This window comes from uncultured Clostridium sp. (assembly GCF_947039605.1).
GTDB lineage: Bacteria > Bacillota > Clostridia > Clostridiales > Clostridiaceae > Sarcina.
Genome location: NZ_CAMQZG010000035.1, coordinates 1 through 17,175, shown reverse-complemented (window position 1 = coordinate 17,175; position 17,175 = coordinate 1). Strand labels below are relative to the sequence as shown.

Sequence of the window (17,175 nt, the reverse complement as noted above, 5' to 3'; positions counted from 1 at the left end):
AACAGAAAAGACTATCGTAGATTTTAAAATACGATAGTCTTTCTCTTTTTAATTTTGTTTTCCTGCTATAGTTTGTTCTATTATACTCTTCATTTGGCTTTTGCTAAGCATCCCTGGAACATATCCAAATATATTACTATCTTTATCTATCATATATGTTGTTGGGAATGCATTTATAAAGTAGTTATTTGTAAGTTCTCCACTTTCATCAAATACAGTCGGGAAAGTATAATTATTATCTTTTAAGAACTTTGAAATCCCCTCTTTATCTGGTTCTCTTCCCCCAGGTCTTGCAACTCCAAGAATTACAACTTCATCTTTATTAAGATTATATTCCTTATAAAGTTCTTCTATATCTGGCATTTCCTCTTTACAAGGTGGACACCATGTTGCCCAGAAATTAAGTAATACTACCTTGCCCTTATAATCTGATAATTTATGCCTATCTCCATACTGGTCTACAAGGTCAAAGTCTGGTGCTAGTTGTTTTTCTGATTCAATACCATTTTCTGTACTTTCATTTGAAGTTGAACTACTTCCCTCCACTTTATCATTACTACTACTTGGCTTATTTTCATCTTGAGTAGTATTAACTGTAGAGTTTGGTGAGATTGTATTTAAATAACCTGAAACATTATTTATCCATCCTGTAAATGTCATAATACCAAGTACTACTAAAATAACTCCACCAACCTTTATCATTCCATTTAATAGTTTTTGATTTTTCTTTATAAAGTTTAATATACTTGTTGTAAATATTCCTACAAATAGGAATGGTAATACAAATCCTAATGAATATACTAAAACTAGTAAATTTCCTGTTAAGGCAGTCTGTGCACCTGAAGCAAGTACAAGAACTGATGCAAGTGCTGGTCCAACGCATGGTGTCCAAGCAAAGCTAAATGTAAATCCTAAAATAAATGCTTTTAAAAAATTCATTTTACTCAAACCTATGTCTAGTGCAAGCCTTCTTTCTTTTTTCATAAAATTAAACTCAATAACTCCAAGCTGTATAAGTCCCATTACAAATATAAATATTCCACCTATCTTTGTAAAAATAGCTTTATTAGAATTAAAGAATGACCCAAGAGTTGAAAATGACAACCCTAGTATAAAGAATGCAAAAGAAATTCCTAATACAAAAAATAATGTATGCAAGAATACCTTTCCTCTTTTATAAGTCACACTTCCATCCTCTCCTATTATTTTTGCATTACCTGCAAGGTAACTTATATATAATGGTAATAATGGTAATATGCATGGTGAAAAGAATGATACAATTCCCTCTAAAAATACAAGCACAAAATTAAAATTTGTGACTGAAAATAACTCTTCCAAAAATTTGTCCCCCTTATTAAATTGTTAAGTTTATTTTCAGATTTATATCTGTTTATATTGTGAAGATTCACTACATATTTACAATTGTAAGATTTTCTTAATTTTATTTGATATTCTTTTAGTATTCAAATTATTATTTTAACTATTGTTGATGTTAGCGAATAAGAAGCTATTATAGAATCTAATAAACATAGTATAAGAATGGTTCGGGTTATAATTTCATAGATTAAAGGCATCTAAAATTTAGATTTTAGATGCCTTTTTATATTTATTTAAGTATTTTATAGTTTACTATCTCTACATTATTTTTTTCCACCCAATTTTTTATACGCTCACTTGTAAGTATTTCAAATTCTATCTCTCTTGTTTTTGTATATCTGCTTAAACCTTCTAGTACTTCATCATTGTATGCTGGATGACACATTAAATCTATTATCTCTTCATCTAAAATATTTGCCTCATCTTTTTCAAAGAATTCATATGATACTCTATCATCATAGAATCCCATTGTATACTTAACTTCTTTGTTCTCTATATTTGTTTCTAAAGTTCTCATTGGAAGATTATATTTTTCTGCAAGTCTTATTGCTACATGCTTATATCTTTCTATAAGATGCGCAAAATGATGACTATCTAAATGTGTTGGCATTTCCCCTATAAGGTCTACAAATTTATTAAGTTGTGCTTCCCACTCTAAATATAATTCTTCATCATCACAATTTTGTACTCCGTCTAAAAGCTCATAATAATTATGGAACTTACCATTTTCTCCAACTAAACTTTTTAAATCTTTTCTAACTGGTTCTCCTGCCGTAGCCGTTAAATGAAGTCCTACCCCTAGTCCTTTATTTTCCTTTGCAAGTTTTACTGCCTCTTCTACCTCTTTCATATTCACCATTAACGTAGTTGATTTTAACGCCCCTTTTTTATAAGCATCTACTATCGCTTTATTTACTCCCTTAGTTAATCCAAAATCATCTGCATTTATTATTAATTTCATCTGATTATCCCCCTTGTTTCATTTCTATAAAGTATAAATAATGAGAAATTTATACTTTACTTTAAATATACTTTAATAGTATCATGAACTTTCCTAATATCTATATTTAGTAATAAATAATTAACAATACTTAATAATTTCTTTATATAAAAAATGGAGATAGCTCTTTGCTATCTCCACCTAAAGAATTATCTATTCTTTGCTCTTTCAACAATTGTATCAGTTACAAATGCTATTTTATATTTTTTTGCTGTTTCATTGTACTTTAATATATCAATTATAACTTTTTTTATATCATCAAAACATGATATATCAAGTCTACACTCTAATTTTAAGTACCCTTCTACTATTTCAAATCCATCTTGTCCATAAACCTGACTAGGAAGCTCTACAAGTATCTTATGTGTTGGTTTTAACTCACTTCTTTTGATACCTTTAGTCCTTGCTAGAAGTTCTGTTGTATGGTGGTCATAATGATGCATTTCTAAAAGTGCCATATCTGACTCCCCCCTCTATCTTAATTTTGTCTATCAAAAAATAGATGTTATATTCCTTTTAAAGTTATATTACCTAAGTTTCCCTTTTATTGTATCATAATCTTTATTATATAAAATACATTAACAAAAAAAATAACGAAAACTTCACACTCTTAGTTCTTTTAACCCACTATTACCTTATTTTTAATCACCAATTATCTTTCACACTTTTCATAAAAAAAGCACCTAATTACTTAGATGCTTTTTCCTTAAAATATTTCTTTGATCAACTTATCACTATCATATAGTTTAGTTATTTCTCTATTCTTATTCATCCACTTCACGCATTTATCAAAATCTTCTTTCCTAACACTGCTAGATTTTTCAAATACAAATTTTTTTAATCTTTGAGCTGATATTTCATCATACTTTATAATATCCTTTCCAACATTATATTTCCCCTCTTCAGTCATATTATTAAATAGCTTCTGTGCTTCTTCTAATGATTTATGAAAAAGTCTAACCTTTTCTTCATTTTCATTATAAAACTTTTCATCAAAGCACCACATAACCATCTTTTCTTTACTCTCTCTAGTACTATAAATTATTTCTCCACCTTGTTCTTTAAGCTCATCTATAAAAGGTTCTATTGCAACAAGTGCATCTATTTCACCTTTATTAAAAGCTTCTATTCTATCGTAAGTGTTATTAATCCAAACTATTTTTGTATTAATTAAAACATCTTTTAAGTCATTCTCTAAAAATAATTTAAGCATTCCCGCTCTACTTGCTCCTACTACTAAACCATCTCTTTTTTGTGAGAGTCCTTTTCTTGCTATAAGATGTATTGTTCTTGTAAGATTTGATGTTAATACTGATTTTTTTCCTTTTTCTAAAAAATAAAAGAAAAATGTTAAATCACCCATTATTGCATCTGACTTTCCACTTATATAAGGATTTTCTCCTGCAAACTTAAAATCTTCTTGAACTGTTAAGTCAACATTTATACCATTTTTTTTAAATATCCCAAGTTTATCTGCCATTATAACCGAAACTGAAAGTGGATTTTTCTTTATAATATGTAACTTCATTTTATCTCTCCTAACCTAAATATTAATTAAGAATACTACTGCCATTATTAAATTAAAATTATAAATTAATATAAGTGGCTTTGGTCCAAAGTCTTTCCCCATTAAAGGATAATGTTCTTTCACTTTATAGTAATTTTTATACCATTTTAAATAAAATGAATGATAAAAAATAACTAACCCTATAATTAACATATAAATTTTTATATATCCTAAATAATATAATCCCATAAATGCTACTATCATTAATAGAGCCTCTGGTATTATTATTTCTATTGATTTTCTAAACCCTATAATATGAGGTAGTGTAACTCTTTTCCCCATATCTTTATTATAATCCGTTGTATTATTCACTGACATTAAAAATACAGTCATCATAATAGTTATAACTGAATATAAAATAATACCTATATCTAATTTCCCTATCTGAATATATGCTGATACAATACTTGATACCCCACCAACAAAAAGACCTGAAATCACTTCTCCCACTGGATAATTAGAATATGGCTTTGGCCCAAGTGAATAAGCTATGGCTGCAATAGCACTTAGTATTCCTATTAAAAGGATTTCTACTCTTTGAGTTAAAATAACTATTACAACTCCTGAAATAGTTCCTAAAATGAAACTTAACATAAGTGCTATTATTGCATCCCCAATTGATGCATCCCCTCTTGCAAGCCCTTCGCTTCCTTTATGTCCTGTCAATACTTCATCTGTATCTTCATTTTTTAAAAAGCCTTTTATTTCTGCCGCAACATTACTTGCTATGTTAAAGCTAAAACCTGATATAAACATTAAAATAAGTAACACTATATTTAAACTACCATTTATATATGCTCCAAATAGTCCTGCACTAAGAACTGGTAGCCCTGTTGCAAAGCCTGTCCTTATTTCCATAACTGTATATATTCTTTTAAGAAAATTCATTTAATCACCCCTTTATAGCTGCATCTGTTATTCCGCTTACAATTTTCTTTTGCAAAAATACAAATAAAATTATCATTGGAATCATGCTAATAATAATTGCTGCACATATTATATTCCATTCAATTTTAGCTGGTCCTGAAAAGTTAAATAAGGTTGTTGCTACTGTATTTAACTTTTTATCTGGCATATATAAAAATGGAATGTAAAAATCATTATATATACTTATAGTTTTTAGCATTATAACTGTTGCTGTTGCTGGTTTTAAAAGAGGAAATATAACTTTCCTATATAAATAAAAAGCACTTCCTCCTTCTAAAATAACAGCTTTATCTATTTCCTTTGGAATCTTATCAAGCATTTGAAGATAAATATAAATCATAACAATATCAGCTGAAATATATAAAATAATAGCTGAAAGTCTAGTATTATATAAGCCTAAATTATTTATTATCTTAAATGTTGCAACTTGTGATACTTCCATTGGAATTATAGATACTAAAAGATAGCATATCATTATAATTTTTTTAAACTTAAAATTAAATCTACTAAGTATAAAAGCAACCATTGAACCAACTATTACGCTACCTGTAACTCCAAATAAAATTAAAATAAAAGTATTAAAAAAACCTTGTAACATCTTTCCATCTATAAAAGCAGCTTTATAATTTTCAAAACTAAAATTACTTGGCATAGCCATTCCATGCGTACTATTAAATTCTTCATAAGTTTTAAATGAGCCTATTAAAACTGTTATAAGAGGAAGAAAAACTATAATACACCAACTAATTAATAAAAAATATTTAAAAAACTTTTTACTATTACCTTTAAATTTCATAGTTCTATTCCTCCTTTTGCATCTTTCTTTGAATAACTGTTGCAATTATAATAACTATACTCACAATAATAGCCATACTAGCTGCAAGTCCTATTCTTTTACTCTCAAATGCAGTTTTCATAGTTTCCACTAAAAATGTACTTGTCCCATTAGAGCCATCAGTCATTATCATAGGAATATCAAATACTGATATAGCACCAATTATAAGCATTGTAGAATTTAGCTTTATAACCTTCCCTATACTTGGAATTATTACATACCTAACAATATCAAAACTTCCCGAACCCTCTATCATAGCAGCTTTAAAATAATCTCTTGGAATAGATTGAATAGCTGTAAAATACAATATAAAACTCATTGCAGTAAACCTCCAAAGAGAAATAAATGCTAAGCTAAAATTAACTATTCTAGGATCCCCAATCCAATATCTTATATGTTCTTCCATTCCAAATAACGTAAAAATAAAATCTAATGTTCCATTTGGGGCAAAAAAGACTCTAAACATAAGAGATATGGCTACACCACTTATAAGTATCGGTAATATTATAATAGACTTAAATATACCTTTAAATTTAGTTTTAAATGATAAAATACAAGCAAGAGTAAACCCTAGTAGCATTTGAAATATTCCTGAGGCAAAATAATAAATACAGTTTTTAAAAACTTCTATATATTTTTCATCAGTTAAAATTTTTATATAATTATCAAATCCTATAAATTCTTTTGTAGTAGAAATTCCATTCCATGAAGTAAAACTATATGAAAAAAGTGCTATCATTGGTAAAATTCCAAACAAAAATAATAATATTATAGGAACAAAAAGGAAGATAAATATTATCTTCCTTTCCTTAAAGTAACTTCTATTTATCATATTCTTTAACAGCCTTAGCCCAGTTGCTCTCTAAACTAACTATATATTCATCATAACTCTCATGTTGGTCTGGATACATACCTATGTTAATTACTTTTTGAATAGCTGTATTAAGTCTTGCAACTCCAACTTCATTTGCAATTTCACCATAAAGCTTTTCTACTTTTGGATCTGTTTCTGGTGCTGTTAAGATAACATTATTATCATCAAATATTTTCTTTTCTTCCTCTGTAAGGTCAGAAAGAACTGGTGATAATCCTGCTAAATCCTGTGCATACCCACTTTCTTTTGAAAGCATAAGCTCCATAAATGCCTTTGCAGTAGCCTTATTTTCACTATTTTTATTTATCCCAAGAACTGCTGGTGCTCCAAAAGCTATGCTTGTTTCTCCTTCATACTGAACTGGGAATGATGCTATATTAATTTCATCACCATTAGTCACTGTTTCTCTAATCTGTGCAAGTTCTTGTGAACCCATCATAATCATTGCAGCCTCACCACTACCTATCATTTGAAGTGATTTACCATAATCACCTGTTATAGGGTCTTCTTCTATCAATCCATTTTTTGATAAATCATAGAATAAATCTAAAACTTCCTTAATTGGTTGTCCATCTTTAAATGCAGTTCCAACTTCTAAAGTATCTTCTTTAAAATCTTCTCCACCATATGAACTTAATGCACCACCCCACACTCCAACTGTGCTGTTATAATTTGTGTAAAATGGTACTGCTTTTGTCTTTTCTTTAATCTTTTTACATGCAGCTATAAACTCATCTTGATTTATAGGCATTTTTTCAATTCCAGCTTCTTTAAATACTCTTTCATTATATATAATTCCAAGAGAATTAAGCGCTACTGGTATCCCATAAGCAATACCATCATGGTCTGCCTCTGTCACATCCATATATTTTTCTTCAAGCTCATCAATATTACCGATTGGCTCAAAATAATCTACATAATCAGCAGAATTTGCATTCATACTAAATGGTACCATCAGAACATCACCATAATCTTTAGTGTTCATTCTTGTTCTAATATGCTCATCATAATCATTTGATGATTCAAAAACTATATCCTCAACCTCTGGATACTTAGCTTTAAACTTTTCTTCCATCTCATCAAAAAGAATTTCTGCCTCTTTATCCGTTCTATCTGTAACTACTGTAATAGTTCCTGAAACTTCACTTTCTTTATTTTGTACTACTTCTGGTGCTTTTGCATCTGCCCCACAACCTACAAATAATATTGGTGCTAAAATTAATACACTAATTAATCTTTTTTTCATTTAGTTTTCCCCCATGTTCATCTTAGTTTTTTTATCAAATATATTTATCTTATTTAAATCAATATCAAAGCTTATCTTATCTTCAATATTGTATCTTTCATTTTCATATGTCTTTAATTTTAGAATAGTTGATTTAACTTCAATCTCTAAAATATATTCACCAGCTATATACTCAATAGACTTAATAATACCTTCTATATCACCATTCTCATCTATTTTTATATTTTCTGGTCTAATACCTATGTAATAATCATCATCTTTTAAATCTTTAAATTTATCATCAAGATTTAGCTTAAAACTAAATCCAAAATATAATGCTTTATTATTAAGCTTTGCAGTAAAAATATTAATTTTAGGCTTTCCTATAAATTCTGCTACAAAAATACTTTTAGGATTTATGTATATATCCTTTGGTGTTCCTATTTGCTGAATTTTACCCTTATCTAAAATTACTATTCTATTAGCCATAGTAAGAGCCTCTTCCTCATCATGTGTTACATATATTGTAGTAGCATTAAGTTTTTTATTAAGACTTACAATTTCTCTTGCAGAACTCATTCTAAGCTTATAATCAAGATTTGATAATGGCTCGTCCATTAAAAAAATTTTAGGTTCCCGAACAATAGCCCTAGCAATTGCAACTCTTTGCCTTTGCCCACCTGATAATTCTTTAGGCTTTTTATTTTTATGTTCTGTTAACTCTAAAATCTTTAAGGCTACAGAAACCTTTTCTTCAATTAAGCTTTTACTTTCTTTTCTAATTTTCATACCAAAAGCTACATTATCAAAAACACTCAAATGTGGCATAAGTGCATAACTTTGAAAAACCATTGAAATGTTTCTATCTTTTGATGGTTTATTCCCTAAAAACTCCCCATCAAGTTTAATATCACCAGAAGTTTCTTTTTCAAAACCACAAAGAATCTCTAAAAGAGTAGATTTTCCACTTCCACTAGGACCTAACACAACTATAAACTCTCCCTTATCAATAGAAAAATTTATAGTATCTAAAATTAACGCTTCACCAAACTTCTTGCTAACATCCAAAAACTCAACATATTTCCCCACTTAAACACCTCTTTTCATCTAGCTTCAATAATCATATTAAAGTAATATATATAAAACTGCTAATAAGAAAAACTTATGCTTAATAACCTTTTCTTATATCAAAGATATGTAAAAAATCCCCTTTTCAATTTGTACATTAAATTGAAAAGGGGATTCCTTTGTTTATCCTAATTATTCTATTTTTTAAATGAGTATTTTAATGGAATATTAATTTTGTTAATTTTAAATAATATTCTATATTTTATACCTTTTCTAACTTGCTTTAAATACCTTATTATAAACAACACTTGCAAGTTTTTGAGCTGATATACCTGAAATACCCTGAATTTCTAATACTTTATCTTTTGATTCAAATATATAACTTCCTTGCTTATGATTAAAGTAAACTTGTACTTGACTTGGCACTCCTAAATTTATTTTAGAAATTGCTTGATGATATTTTTTTGCAGTATCCATTATCTTTTTCATATTGTAATTCACAGCCCATTTATACTTACTTTCAAATAATTCATACATAAAATTATTATCAATATAAAGTGTATATTCTGCAACTGGGCTACTTGTGTTAACAATGTCTACCTCATTAGGATTTATATTTGCATTTTTAAAATCACTTATATTTAATGGCTGCATATTAATCATTTTCTTTGTAGGTGTTCTACTATTAAAACTTGCTATAGTAGATACATATCCCACAACTATAATAATCATAATAATCGCTAAAATACCAACTGTAATCATAATTTTCTTTCTCTTTATGCTTTTTCTATTTTTTAATTTATATGTAATTATATTTATACATATCATTTCAGTTAATAGTATTAAATACATATTTCTCTGTGCTATATTTTTATTGAATAGTAAAATTATTATACTTAAAACTACTAAAATATATGTAATATTAGTAATTACTATTCTAAACTTTGTATATGGCATACTTGCATAATTTATAGGTATCCCAAGTTTAAGGCATTTTTTAGATGAAATCAACCAAATTAAATATGTACAAGATAAAATTGCATAACTTATAACAATTAAACCTACTACTGTAATGCCTACTAACATTGGTACTTCTGAAAGATAAGCAGCATTTCCTGAGTCTGCATTTATCCCAAGAACCATCCAAAGTCCAAAAGCTAATATAAGAGTTACAAGAATTGTCTGTTTAAAACTAGGCTTATTAATTTTTTTAAACTTAGTTTCATCATCTGTTTCAATTTCTGTTGCATCCATATCTGTATTTGAATAAACCTGTATCTTATTGCTAGTACAAACATGATTCCAACCACTTGCTTTGCAAAAATCTTTATATTCCCTTGCATCAAAACCTTTATGACTTTCCATTATATCAACATTATATTTAAGTTTCATTGGTTCTATCTTTTTAAACTTTACATATAAAGTGTTGAAAGATACTAAAAGCCATCCCTTTGATGCCATTTTTGATAAATAATCCTCAAATGTCTTATATTCATATGGTACAAATTGATATAAAACAAATTTATATTTCCCTATTCTCATCTAAAGTCCTCCTAAAATGTCATTTCCATCTACTATAAGCCTTTGTAACCTTTCAAATTCTTCTTTTAAAATTTCTTTACCTTTATCTGTTATAATATAACTCTTTTTTCTTAAGACAACCTTAGTTTCAACTATAATTCCATCTTTTTCAAATCTTCCAAGAAGAGCATAAAGTGTCCCTGGCCCTACCTTAATTCTTCCCTTAGAAACAAATTTCACTCCTTGCATAATATCCACACCACACATTTCTTGTGTAAGACACAATAGGATATAATACATTGGCTCTGTAAGATTTTGAAGTTGTTCTCTAGCCAAAAAACTCACCACCTTTTTTTGGTAAACTTTGTATATCGATTATCGATATTTATGTATCAAATATACCACCAAACTTATTAATATAAGTTTCTATTTTATTACAATAAACCCCATGTAGGATAACCTATTCCATAAAAAAGTTCATACTACATGGGGTTATAATTTGCAAATTTAATTTCTATTAATTTTATGCCAGCGATCAAAAATTCTAGTCATTGCCACCGCCTCCCCTTGTACTTCTATCATTAAAACCTCTCCAATAATTTTATTTGTTTTACTAGCCATCTCACTCTTATAAGTTAAAGTAACTATATTTTCAAATGGATTAGTTTTTGGTATTTTTACTACTAAGAATTCAAATATTAAGACCTTATTACTTAAAGGTTCAATTTCACCAACTTGGAAACCATTTATTATATCACCATCTATTAAAATATCATCTAACTTTGCACTATTTTGAATATACTCAAGTCCTTCTCGTAAAATATCTTTAACCATAATATCAGTTGCTTTTATTTTTCCATTATTTTGCAAAATCACACTGCAACTTAAATTACTTCCAACTAATGGATTAGCATTATTAATACTTTTAGTTGAAGCAATTAAACTAGCATCATTTGTAGCTTCCATTACAACCACATTAGTGATATTAGATATTTTTCTTTCCGTTATTTTTTCTGTACTTTTTATATAATTATATCTTATTACTGATTTTCCAACTATCATCCCACTACTTGGCATAGCTTTAACTAATAATTCAAAAGTAACTACTTTACTTTGATTAACTCCTATGCTTTCAATTAAAATACCCTTTTTCAAATCTCCATCTACTACCTCATGGTCATCAATTTTTAATGTTCCACTTACAAATTCTAATTCTTTTTGAAACGTATCTATAAATATTATATCAACTGCTTCTACATTCCCAGTATTAGTTATTTTAGTTGTATACAAAATAGATTGTTCTATAAATACTACTTCTTTATCTACTTCTTGTATTAGCCCACCATTTTTAAAGCTAGGTTCTACTAAAATATTACTTACACTTCCTATTCTTCCTCTCAGACTATATTTTATATTAGTCTCACCAACTAATTCCTCTTCTGTTAATGGTCTATTAGCATTAAGACTAAATTGTATTCCAAGTGTTCTCCCTCTCTCTAAACTCGGAATATTTATTCCTTGTGTTAAATCTCCATTATTAACTATCCCATTTACATACAAACTATTTTGACGAAAAGAAGTCCCCATCAGTATTTTTTCTTGCACACTAATATCCAACATCTCATCTACTGATGTATTTTTCAAATTTATATTATATTTTATTTCTTCATCATTATTAGCACTTAATCTATCTGTATTTTTAAGTAATTCACTATCTGATATTCTCCCAGCCTCATAAAAGTCGCCACTATGATGTATATTAGTGTCATTATCAATTAAAATAGCATCAATTACACTTTTATCAATAAATGGTTCAATAGGCACTGCATAATAGGCTGCTTTATTATTTGCAGGAAATATTCTTGCTTTGACATATGCTATTCCATCTCTTATAACTAAAGATTCACTTAAATAAGTTGTATAAGATGTTCTATAACTAAGCATCTGTGACTCTCCTGTACTTGGATTTATCTTATAAATACGATTTAGTCCATGGTGATATATAAAACCCTTGTAATAATCCATATCGGCAGCTACATCATTTTGATAAATTTCTAATGCTACTCCAAAACCTGAATTTAATAATTTATTGGAATCTAAGTTTTTAACAGGTTTTAGCCAGTTAGGACTTGTTTGGTCTCTAAAATCATATTTTGTTAATATTGCCCCATTTGTTGAAGCATTTTTCACATAAACAAACCCTTTATTATCATTTGTTATCCCATATCCTACACCATTATTTATTCCATTTGAATCTACAAGACTAAAAGAATGGCTTGAATCACCTTTGTTACTAGCATCAATTGCACTTATATGTCCACTGCCTCCTTTTTTAACTCCTAGTAAAAGTCCATTTATTGGTTCAAAAGTAACACCTCCCGCAAATGGTGTTGTTAATTTTGATGTTGTTCTTAAACCTGTTTTACCATTTTCTCCATTAATTATATTCGCTGTTTGATTTGGTATAAAACTATTAATAAAATAACTATCATCCTGAATAATTGTAGAATTAATTTTCACTATAGGTCTTTGTGAAAATGAATATTGTCCAAGGTTTAATTTTACATGAGTATTTATATCAAATTGTTTCACAAAAAAAGTTCTTATCCTTGGTGATGTTGCTACCGCTACATCTATTGGTATAGGATACTTACTTGGAAGTTTATATGCTAAATCCTCTACATCTCCTGGATCGTTTACAACATGGTGGGTTTTATATAATCCAACCTGATCTAAATTAGGCAACTTAATAATATTTCTATTTCCACTCTTATTATCTACTTTATAAAAGCTTCCATCTGGACGTTCAATTACAAAAAATTGATCTTGATTTTGCCACCATTCATTACTCCCTGTTAAAATAATTTCTGCTTTTGCTACCAATTTTATCCCTCCGTTTATAACTTCTCATTTATAATATGAATCTCCTATTTTTTTGCCATTCTTATCATCATTATTTTCTTAGTTCTTTTTTCTATTAATCAAATAAAGATAAAAAGAACTAAGAAATTTAATTTCTTAGCTCTACTATAAGATTATTTATTTTTTCTATCTATATAACTTGTATGAAGAAGTTTCTCTGCAAGTTCCCCACCTGGAACTCCCATAAAGTTTACATACATTTTTTGTAATGATTTGTTTTGATGTGATTTTCTTTTAGGTAGCTTTTTAAGGTCTTGATTATATAAAACAGATGCTCTAATTTTTCTTATATCCATCTTTTCTCTATCTTTTGCCTTAACATGTGGCTGTCCACCACCATTTACACACCCACCTGTACAAGACATTACCTCTATAAAGTGATAACCCTCATTCATTTTACCCTCTTGCACAAATTTAAAGAATGAGGATGCTCCATTTATTACAGCGATTTTATAATCTATATTACCAATATTTACAATAGCCTCTTTAATATCCGCAGTTCCTCTTAAAGCTTTATATTCTATATTTTCAAGGTCTTTTCTCTCTACAAAATCTTTAGCAGTCCTAAGCGCTGCTTCCATAACTCCACCCGTTGCTCCAAATATAGCCCCTGCCCCTGTATATTCACCCATAGCTGGGTCTGAAATTCCATCTTCAAGATTTACAAAATCTATTTTCTCTGCTTTTATGAGACTTGCAAGTTCTCTAACTGTTAAAACTGCATCTATGTCTCTTATTCCGTCACTTTCCATCTCATCTCTACTAGCTTCATATTTTTTAGAAATACAAGGCATTATAGTTACTGTGAAAATATCTTTTGGATTAAGGCCTACAAGTTTTGGATAATAAGTTTTACTTGCTGCTCCAAATTCTTGTTGTGGTGATTTTGCACTTGATAAATTATTTATAAATTCTGGATGATGATTTTCTACAAGTCTTACCCAACTTGGACAACATGAAGTCATCATTGGAAATGGTCCATTATTATCAACCCTTTTTAGAAACTCTGTTGTTTCTTCCATTATTGTCATATCTGCACCAAAATTCATATCAAATACTTTATCAAATCCAAGTTTTCTAAATGCACTATAAAGCTTTCCAGTTGTATCAACTCCATAACCCATTCCAAATAATTCACCCATAGAAGTTCTTGCAGCAGGTGCCATTGCAACTATAACATGTTTACTTTCATCAGCCAACGCTTCTTTTACTTTATCTATATGACTTTTTTCTTGAAGACAATTAACAGGACATGCTATTAAACATTGACCACATAAAAGACACCCTAAATGATCAAAGCATTTTCCACCTTTAGGTGAGATAATTCTTTCCCCAGCTTCATTTTTTTCAAAAACTATTGATTCAGTTGTAGTTCTAACTTTACATGCACTAACGCATCTATTACATTTAATACATTTAGCCCTATCAATAACAAGAGATTCACTTCTATCATCTATTAAAGCTTGTCTATCATTGGTTTCGAACTTTTTCTTTGGAAATATTTTAAATTGCTTTGAAATATCTAATAACTCACAATTAAGTCTTCTTGAGCATGGTCCACACTTAAATTCATGTGTATCTAATGTATTTTGAAGCATTTCATTTCTTTTTGCAATTGTAGCCTCGCTCTGTGTATTTACTACCATTCCATCTTTAGCTTTAATAATACAAGCTCTAGGTAGCATTTTCATCCCTTCAACTTCAACAACACAAATTCCACATCTACCAAGATTACATACATCATCTTTTAAAGCACAAAGTGTTGGAATTTCCACCCCTATACTTCTCGCTACTTCAAGTATAGTTTTTCCCTCTTCAAATTCTACTTGTCTATCATTTATTATCATCTTTTGCATTATTTCCGGCCTCCCTATTAGCATAAATTATAAACTTTTAACAGCTCTATCTAAGATTCCTGTTAAAAATGCTATAACAATTCCATAGTTCGTTATAGGTACACTTTTTTCATCGCATAAATTAATTCTATTTATAACAGTTTTTCTATTTATCATACAAGCACCACAATGGATAACTAAATCAAAATCTTCTATGTTATCTTTAAAATCATTCCCCATTGAAAAACTAAAATTCAATTTTCCACCAACATATTTTTCTAACATTCTAGGAATTTTAACTTTACCTATATCCTCATGAGAACTATTATGCGTACAACTCTCTGCAATCAAAACCTTACTTCCTACTTTAAGGTTTTTAAGTGCACTAGCACCCTCTATAAATTTATCTAAATCACCTTTTTGTCTTGCAAAAAGTATAGAAAAGCTTGTAAGCTTTATATCTTTTGGCACTATCTGACTAACCTTTTTAAAAGCCTGTGAATCAGTTACTACTAAATCAACTTTTTTAAGGTCAGTAAGTGCCTCTTCTAGTTCTGTATCTCTTACTACATAACTCTTAATTCCATTATCAAGACAATCTCTTATAAGCTGAACCTGTGGAAGTATTAATCTTCCCTTTGGAGCCTCTGAGTCTATTGGCACTACTAAAACAACTGTTGATCCTTGTTCTAATAAATCACCTATAAGACTTTTATCTTCATCCTCTTTTAAAGCCTTATTTATTTCATCAAGTAAATCCTCAATTCCACTTTTATTCTTAACTGAAATAAATATACTACCTTTGATATTTTTCTCTATCTGCTTTTTATCTTCCTCATTTAATAAATCACTTTTGCTTATAACTACTTTAAATTTAACATTATACTTTTTAGCCTCTATTCTCCATTTCGCAAACGATTCTAAATCTAAATCGCTTGAATCTATAACATATATAGCAAGGTCTGTACTTTTAAGAGTCTCTATTGCTTTTTCAACTCTTTTTATACCAAGCACAGTATTATCATTAATCCCAGCTGTATCTGTTAATAGTATTGCCCCTGTTCCTAAAATTTCCATAGCCTTTTTTACAGAATCTGTTGTAGTTCCCCTCTTACTTGAAACTATAGAAACTTCCTGCCCTGTAAGGTAATTCATTAAAGATGACTTACCTACATTGACATTACCAAAAATAGCTATGTGTTTTCTATTTCCATTTGTAACATTATTCAAATTAATATCCTCCCATAGAAATTATAAGAATAAATCTCTTACACCACTTTTTAATTTTTCAATATTTTTCTCTACTATTTTCTTTGTTCTTTCATTCTTAATATTAGCTGTAACTTCAAGTGCTACTCTCATTGCTTTCTCTTTAAACTCATCATCACCATAATCAAGTGCATACTCAACTAAAGTTGTAATAGCATTAGGCTCACAAACATTTTGAATCTCACCACTTTTAGCAAGTTCCATAAATCTATCACCAGTTCTTCCTGTTCTATAACAAGCTGTGCAATAACTTGGGATATATCCATCATCTAAAAGTCCTTTTATAACTTGAAGTGGACTTCTCTCATCTGATGTTTCAAATTGCTTATCATCATGACCTTTTTCTTCTCTATCCTTATATCCACCAACACCTGTACTTGAACCAGCCGATACCTGTGAAACACCATATCTTAAAACTTCTCTTCTCATCTCTTTAGTTTCTCTTGTTGAAAGTATTAAACCCACATAAGGCACTGCTATTCTAAGAACTGCTACAACTCTTTTAAACAGCTCATCTGTTAAAAGATTTGGGTAATTTTCCATAGATACACCCTTAGCTTTTCTAAGTCTTGGAACTGAAATTGTGTGGAAGCCAACTCCATAAGTATCTTCAAGATAATTATTGTGCATCATAAGACCTAATACTTCAAACCTATAATCAGCAAGCCCAAATAATGCACCACCACCAACATCTTCAATTCCAGCTTAGATCGGAAGAGCGTCGTGTAGGGAAAGAGTGTCTTCGCCTGTGTAGA

Annotated in this window: 14 protein-coding genes; all 14 read right to left on the bottom strand. The window is 29.1% G+C overall.

Features of this window, described 5'->3' with window-relative positions:
• Positions 1-48: 48 nt before the first annotated feature.
• The 14 genes from Q0V24_RS12530 to hydF all read right to left on the bottom strand — a co-directional run bounded on the left by Q0V24_RS12530 (position 49) and on the right by hydF (position 16,381).
• On the bottom strand, positions 49-1,338 hold the full coding sequence (locus tag Q0V24_RS12530) for a cytochrome c biogenesis protein CcdA (RefSeq protein WP_297522002.1): 1,290 nt from the start codon (positions 1,336-1,338) through the stop codon (positions 49-51).
• A 268-nt stretch (positions 1,339-1,606) separates the two neighbouring features.
• Positions 1,607-2,338 (bottom strand): chitin disaccharide deacetylase, encoded by a 732-nt coding sequence (gene chbG / locus Q0V24_RS12525; protein WP_297522000.1) that lies wholly within the window; start codon positions 2,336-2,338, stop codon positions 1,607-1,609.
• 188 nt (positions 2,339-2,526) lie between these two features.
• Positions 2,527-2,835 carry a hypothetical protein gene (locus tag Q0V24_RS12520; protein WP_297521998.1) on the bottom strand — a complete coding sequence of 103 codons (309 nt, stop codon included), beginning with the start codon at positions 2,833-2,835 and terminating at the stop codon, positions 2,527-2,529.
• A 248-nt stretch (positions 2,836-3,083) separates the two neighbouring features.
• Entirely contained in the window at positions 3,084-3,905 is an 822-nt protein-coding gene (locus Q0V24_RS12515; RefSeq protein WP_297521996.1) for a hypothetical protein, read from the bottom strand.
• Between the two features lie 15 nt (positions 3,906-3,920).
• The gene (locus Q0V24_RS12510; protein ID WP_297521994.1) at positions 3,921-4,832 is read right to left on the bottom strand and encodes a prenyltransferase; all 912 of its coding nucleotides are present in this window, start codon (positions 4,830-4,832) and stop codon (positions 3,921-3,923) included.
• 4 nt (positions 4,833-4,836) lie between these two features.
• Positions 4,837-5,667 carry a carbohydrate ABC transporter permease gene (locus Q0V24_RS12505; protein ID WP_297521992.1) on the bottom strand — a complete coding sequence of 277 codons (831 nt, stop codon included), beginning with the start codon at positions 5,665-5,667 and terminating at the stop codon, positions 4,837-4,839.
• Between the two features lie 4 nt (positions 5,668-5,671).
• On the bottom strand, positions 5,672-6,445 hold the full coding sequence (locus tag Q0V24_RS12500; protein ID WP_297521990.1) for a carbohydrate ABC transporter permease: 774 nt from the start codon (positions 6,443-6,445) through the stop codon (positions 5,672-5,674).
• An 82-nt stretch (positions 6,446-6,527) separates the two neighbouring features.
• Positions 6,528-7,826, bottom strand: coding sequence for an extracellular solute-binding protein (locus Q0V24_RS12495; protein ID WP_297521988.1), 1,299 nt, complete (start codon positions 7,824-7,826; stop codon positions 6,528-6,530).
• A complete protein-coding gene (locus Q0V24_RS12490) occupies positions 7,827-8,894 on the bottom strand; it encodes an ABC transporter ATP-binding protein (protein WP_297521986.1) in 1,068 nt (355 codons plus the stop codon).
• Between the two features lie 252 nt (positions 8,895-9,146).
• Positions 9,147-10,415 (bottom strand): DUF2812 domain-containing protein, encoded by a 1,269-nt coding sequence (locus Q0V24_RS12485; protein ID WP_297521984.1) that lies wholly within the window; start codon positions 10,413-10,415, stop codon positions 9,147-9,149.
• Positions 10,416-10,730 carry a PadR family transcriptional regulator gene (locus tag Q0V24_RS12480; RefSeq protein ID WP_297521982.1) on the bottom strand — a complete coding sequence of 105 codons (315 nt, stop codon included), beginning with the start codon at positions 10,728-10,730 and terminating at the stop codon, positions 10,416-10,418.
• A gap of 171 nt (positions 10,731-10,901) precedes the next feature.
• Positions 10,902-13,277 (bottom strand): DUF11 domain-containing protein, encoded by a 2,376-nt coding sequence (locus tag Q0V24_RS12475; protein WP_297521980.1) that lies wholly within the window; start codon positions 13,275-13,277, stop codon positions 10,902-10,904.
• Positions 13,278-13,429: 152 nt separating this feature from the next.
• Positions 13,430-15,172, bottom strand: coding sequence for a ferredoxin hydrogenase (locus Q0V24_RS12470; RefSeq protein ID WP_297521978.1), 1,743 nt, complete (start codon positions 15,170-15,172; stop codon positions 13,430-13,432).
• Positions 15,173-15,199: 27 nt separating this feature from the next.
• On the bottom strand, positions 15,200-16,381 hold the full coding sequence (gene hydF, locus Q0V24_RS12465) for a [FeFe] hydrogenase H-cluster maturation GTPase HydF (protein ID WP_297521977.1): 1,182 nt from the start codon (positions 16,379-16,381) through the stop codon (positions 15,200-15,202).
• Positions 16,382-17,175: the final 794 nt, after the last annotated feature.

Excerpts from the sequence above, each read along its gene's own strand:
- Q0V24_RS12495 (WP_297521988.1), bottom strand. The coding sequence starts at position 7,826 with ATGAAAAAAAGATTAATTAGTGTATTAATTTTAGCACCAATATTATTT.
- Q0V24_RS12510 (WP_297521994.1), bottom strand. The coding sequence starts at position 4,832 with ATGAATTTTCTTAAAAGAATATATACAGTTATGGAAATAAGGACAGGC.
- Q0V24_RS12500 (WP_297521990.1), bottom strand. The coding sequence starts at position 6,445 with ATGATAGCACTTTTTTCATATAGTTTTACTTCATGGAATGGAATTTCT.
- Q0V24_RS12505 (WP_297521992.1), bottom strand. The coding sequence starts at position 5,667 with ATGAAATTTAAAGGTAATAGTAAAAAGTTTTTTAAATATTTTTTATTA.
- chbG (WP_297522000.1), bottom strand. The coding sequence starts at position 2,338 with ATGAAATTAATAATAAATGCAGATGATTTTGGATTAACTAAGGGAGTA.
- Q0V24_RS12470 (WP_297521978.1), bottom strand. The coding sequence starts at position 15,172 with ATGCAAAAGATGATAATAAATGATAGACAAGTAGAATTTGAAGAGGGA.
- Q0V24_RS12520 (WP_297521998.1), bottom strand. The coding sequence starts at position 2,835 with ATGGCACTTTTAGAAATGCATCATTATGACCACCATACAACAGAACTT.
- Q0V24_RS12485 (WP_297521984.1), bottom strand. The coding sequence starts at position 10,415 with ATGAGAATAGGGAAATATAAATTTGTTTTATATCAATTTGTACCATAT.
- Q0V24_RS12515 (WP_297521996.1), bottom strand. The coding sequence starts at position 3,905 with ATGAAGTTACATATTATAAAGAAAAATCCACTTTCAGTTTCGGTTATA.